The sequence below is a fragment of the Mesorhizobium sp. M1A.F.Ca.ET.072.01.1.1 genome (genome assembly GCF_004023325.1).
Lineage (GTDB): Bacteria > Pseudomonadota > Alphaproteobacteria > Rhizobiales > Rhizobiaceae > Mesorhizobium.
In genome coordinates this window covers 1-4,361 of record NZ_RZSF01000443.1, presented here as the reverse complement: position 1 = coordinate 4,361, position 4,361 = coordinate 1, and the positions used below count along the sequence as shown (strand labels likewise).

The 4,361-nt window shown below is 64.0% G+C and carries 5 protein-coding genes; 4 read left to right on the top strand and 1 reads right to left on the bottom strand.

All coding sequences use genetic code 11. From position 1 onward, the window contains the following. The 4 genes from EOA32_RS33805 to EOA32_RS33790 form a co-directional block, all read left to right on the top strand. Positions 1-709 (top strand): SEL1-like repeat protein (locus tag EOA32_RS33805; protein ID WP_145971447.1); only part of this gene is annotated, 709 nt, incomplete at its 5' end. Positions 710-899: 190 nt separating this feature from the next. After that, positions 900-1,817 carry a sulfite exporter TauE/SafE family protein gene (locus tag EOA32_RS33800; protein ID WP_066996707.1) on the top strand — a complete coding sequence of 306 codons (918 nt, stop codon included), beginning with the start codon at positions 900-902 and terminating at the stop codon, positions 1,815-1,817. Continuing rightward, positions 1,817-2,605, top strand: a complete 789-nt coding sequence (locus EOA32_RS33795; RefSeq protein WP_128374037.1) for a TIGR02186 family protein — start codon at positions 1,817-1,819, stop codon at positions 2,603-2,605. The genes EOA32_RS33800 and EOA32_RS33795 overlap by 1 nt, the downstream gene beginning before the upstream one ends. 171 nt (positions 2,606-2,776) lie before the next feature. Beyond that, on the top strand, positions 2,777-4,033 hold the full coding sequence (locus EOA32_RS33790) for an Hsp70 family protein (RefSeq protein ID WP_128374036.1): 1,257 nt from the start codon (positions 2,777-2,779) through the stop codon (positions 4,031-4,033). A 12-nt stretch (positions 4,034-4,045) separates the two neighbouring features. Here the strand turns inward: EOA32_RS33790 and EOA32_RS33785 are convergent. Continuing rightward, the coding region (locus EOA32_RS33785) for a LysR substrate-binding domain-containing protein (protein ID WP_245499487.1) at positions 4,046-4,361 on the bottom strand (316 nt) is incomplete at its 5' end.

The following is a 4,361-nucleotide window of genomic DNA, read 5'->3' as shown; positions in this document are numbered from 1 at the left end:
GAAATCCGCCGAACTGGGCTTCGCACCGGCCGAATACCGCATCGGCAATTTTTACGAGAAGGGCATCGGCGTCGCGCGGGACATCAAGAAAGCCAAGACCTATTACCAACTCGCGGCGGAACAGGGCAACGCCAGCGCCATGCACAATCTGGCGGTTCTGTTCGCCATGGCGGCGGACGGCGTGACCGACAATGAGTCGGCGGCGCACTGGTTCCAGGAGGCCGCCGACCTCGGCGTCAAGGACAGCCAGTTCAATCTCGGCATCCTTTCGGCCAAGGGCGTCGGCATGAAGCAGAACCTGGAGGAATCCTACAAATGGTTCGCTCTCGTCGCCAAGACCGGCGACAAGGACGCCGCGGCCAAACGCGACGAGATCGCCAATGCGCTGAGGCCCGAGCAGCTCGAGCGGGCGCGCGCCGCCACGGACCTGTGGAAGGCAAAGCCGCTCAACGCGGCCAGCAACTCGGCCGACATTCCGGAATCCTGGCAGGACAGCACGCCGCAGACGACCGCCGGCATCGACATGAAGAAGGCGGTGAAGAACATCCAGCTGATCCTCAACAAGAATGGCTATGATGCCGGCGGCGCCGACGGCGTGATGGGCGACAAGACCAAGAACGCGATCATGGCCTTTCAGACCGACAACAAGATGAAGCCCACCGGCGAGATCGATGCGCCGCTCGTCAAGGCGCTGCTTGCGCACAAATAACGGCAGGCGCGTCGCTTCCGCGACGGCTTGCCACAGATTTGCCTGTTAACTGATTGAGACGGTTTTCGTTTCGGCGCGGCGCCGGGGTTTGACCCCGGCGCCGCGCCGCGCAAGAAAAAATTGGCTTTTTGGTGCGAAACTGCCGGGGACGGCGGCATTCGCCGACAGGCAAACTGATCGAGACAGACGGGTGGGCATCTATCTCCCGATCGCGGAAATTTCCGTCAACGTCTTCGTGCTGCTGGCGATGGGCGCGGCGGTGGGTTTCCTGTCGGGCATGTTCGGGGTCGGCGGCGGCTTCCTGATCACGCCGCTCCTGATCTTCTACAACATCCCGCCGGCGATCGCGGTGGCCACGGGGGCCAACCAGGTCATAGCCTCCTCCTTCTCCGGCGCGCTGTCGCACTTCAAGCGCGGCACGCTCGACTTCAAGCTCGGCGGAGTGCTTCTCGCCGGCGGCATCGTCGGCTCGACCGCCGGCATCTATGTCTTTGCGCTGCTGCGCCGGCTCGGCCAGTTGGACCTCTTCATCTCGCTGCTCTACGTCGCGCTGCTCGGCACCGTTGGCGGGCTGATGCTGGTCGAGAGCGTCAACGCGCTGCGCGCCTCGCGAAGCGGCGCGGCGCCGGTGCTGAAGAAATCCGGCCAGCACAACTGGATTCACCGGCTGCCGTTCAAGATGCGCTTCCGCGCCTCGAAGCTGTTCGTCAGCATCATCCCGGTGCTCGGCCTCGGCGCGGCAATCGGCTTCCTGTCGTCGATCATGGGCGTCGGCGGCGGCTTCATCATGGTGCCGGCGCTGATCTACCTGCTCAAGGTGCCGACCAACGTCGTTATCGGCACCTCGCTGTTCCAGATCATCTTCACCTCGGCCTACACCACGCTGGTGCATGCCACGACCAACCAGACGGTCGACGTGATCCTGGCCTTCCTGCTGATGGCGGGCGGCGTTGCCGGCGCGCAATATGGCGCCAAGGCGGGCCAGCGGCTGCGCGGCGAGCAGTTGCGGGCGCTTCTGGCGCTGTTGGTTCTGGCCGTCGCCATCCGCCTGGCCATCGACCTTTTCGTGACGCCTCCCAATCGCTATTCGCTCGCGGGCCTGACCTGATGGGGCCGTTGAGAGCGTTCGCAGCCGCCATCCTGTCACTCGCTGCCGCAGCACTGCCGGCGGCGGCACAGACGCCGGCGACGGAAAGCATCCAGATCGGCCTGTCGACCGACGCCATTTCGATCACTGCCGGGTTTTCCGGTGCTGACCTCACCATTTTCGGCTCGCTGGAAAATCCCGATCCGCTGATCGCGCGCCAAGGACGCTACGATGTCATCGTCGTGCTGGAGGGTCCCGCCCGCCCCGTCGTCGTGCGCCGCAAGGACAGGGTGCTCGGCGTCTGGATCAATCTGGAATCGGAGACTTTCGAGAACGTGCCGGTATCCTACTCGGTGGCGACGACCCGCCCGCTGCAGGACATCACCGAGCCGAACAGCTACAAGCAGCTGTCGCTCGGCGCTTCGAACCTCTACATGCAACCGGCCGAGCCCAGCGACAGCCCGATCACGATCGAGGAATTCACCTCGGCACTTCGCGAGCGCAAGACGGCGACCGGCCTTTACAGCGAGAATGTCGGGGGCGTCCAGTTCCTGTCGCAGAACCTGTTCCGCGCCACCGTCCGGCTCGCGCCCAACATCCCGGTCGGCACCCATAAGGCACGCGCCTTCCTGTTCAAGAGCGGCATGTTCGTGAAGGAGAGCTCGGCCCAGCTCGAAATCCGCAAGTCCGGTTTCGAACAGTCGATTTTCCGCGTCGCGCACGACTATTCCTTCTTCTACGGCGTGTTCGCCGTGTCGCTTGCCATGCTCACCGGCTGGCTCGGACGCATCGTTTTCCGCAAGGATTGACGTTTTTCGCGGAATGAGGGTTCCCCTTTTTCCGGATTTGGGATAAGTCGCCGCCTCCCAACTCGGGGACAAGCACACATTCAATTCGGCAGAGCGGTCCGGCGACCGGATGACGGCGCGTTTTTCGACGCCGGCGATGCGCTGCGACGAAACCAATGACAGGAGGCTGCTATGCATCCAGCATTCGGCGGCATCGATTTCGGCACGTCCAATTCCACAGTGGGCGTGATCCGCCACGGCCGGGCGCAACTGGTAGCACTTGAGGGCGAACAGCCCACCTTGCCGAGCGCCGTCTTCTTCAACTTCGAGGACGGCCACACCTATTTCGGCCGCCGCGCGATCGCCGACTACACCGACAGCGTCGAGGGCCGGCTGATGCGCTCGCTGAAAAGCGTTCTCGGCAGCTCGCTCGCCAACGAGAAGACGCGCATCAAGGCGCGCCTGATCGGCTTCACCGACATCATCGGCTTATTCATCAGCCATTTGAAGAGGCGGCTGGAAGAGGATGCCGGCGGCCCGGTCGAACGCGTCGTGCTCGGCCGCCCCGTGCAGTTCGTCGATGACGATGCCGACGCCGACGCCAAGGCGCAAAGCGAGCTCGAAAAGGCGGCACGCGCACAAGGGTTCAAGCACATCGCCTTCCAGTTCGAGCCGATCGCGGCGGCGCTCGACTACGAACAGAACGTCGCCCGTGAAGAGCTGGCGCTGATCGTCGACATGGGCGGCGGCACCTCCGACTTCTCGATCGTGCGCGTCTCGCCGGAGCGCGCCCGCTCGGACGACCGCAAGGGCGACATATTGGCCAATCGCGGCATCCACATCGGCGGCACGGATTTCGACCGGCTGCTCAGCATCGCCCATATCATGCCCGAGCTCGGCTATCTGACGCCGACCAAGGACGGCAAGCGCAATCTGCCGGCAAGTTATTTCATCGACCTCGCCACCTGGCAGCGCATCAATCTCATTTACACCGCGAAGGCGATGTCGGATTTGAAGCAGATCCGCTTCGAAGCCGAGCGCGCCGATCTCGTCGACCGCTTCATCCACATTGTCGAGCATCGTTACGGGCATGCGATGGCAGGCCTGGTCGAACGGGCCAAGATCACGCTGACAGAATATTCCTGGGCCGAGGTGAAGGTGTCGCTGCCCGGCGTACGCTTCGCGGCCAGGATCACGCGCGCCGGCCTGGAAGAGACGATCGGCGGCGACATCGAACGGGTGGCCGCGACGGTCAGTCGGACGATCGCCGACGCAGGCGTTCCCGCTTCGGCCATCACCGCCGTGTTCCTCACCGGCGGTTCGACGGCGATCCCGCTGGCAAAGCGGCGGATCCTTTCGCTGGTGCCGCAGGCCTCGGTGATCGAAGGCGATATGTTCGGCTCGGTCGGGCTTGGGCTCGCGCTTGATGCGCGACGCAAATTTGCCTGACGCTTCCTTGCTCTAGCCCCTGCCCGTTGACGGCGCGTCCTGCTTGCTGGTGAGATGTGCCTTGAGCGCCATTTGCGCGAGGCTCGCCTGCCGGTCGCGATGGGTAATCATGGCGAAATCGCGTTTCGGCAGAACGACCGGCACGGATCGCAAGCTGCCTTCCGCCAGCGAGCGCGCAATGACGAGCTCGGAAATGATGGTCGCGCCGGCACCAGCCTCCACCGCCTGACGCACAGCCTCGTTGCTGGGCAGGACAAGAAAGATCTGCAACTCGGCCGGCGGAACCCCTTCACTGCGCGCAAAATCCTCCAGCGCCTCGCGCGTGCCC

What these genes read in the sequence shown, in the direction of transcription:
- EOA32_RS33795 (WP_128374037.1), top strand. Translation starts at nt 1,817, where the DNA reads ATGGGGCCGTTGAGAGCGTTCGCAGCCGCCATCCTGTCACTCGCTGCC.
- EOA32_RS33790 (WP_128374036.1), top strand. Translation starts at nt 2,777, where the DNA reads ATGCATCCAGCATTCGGCGGCATCGATTTCGGCACGTCCAATTCCACA.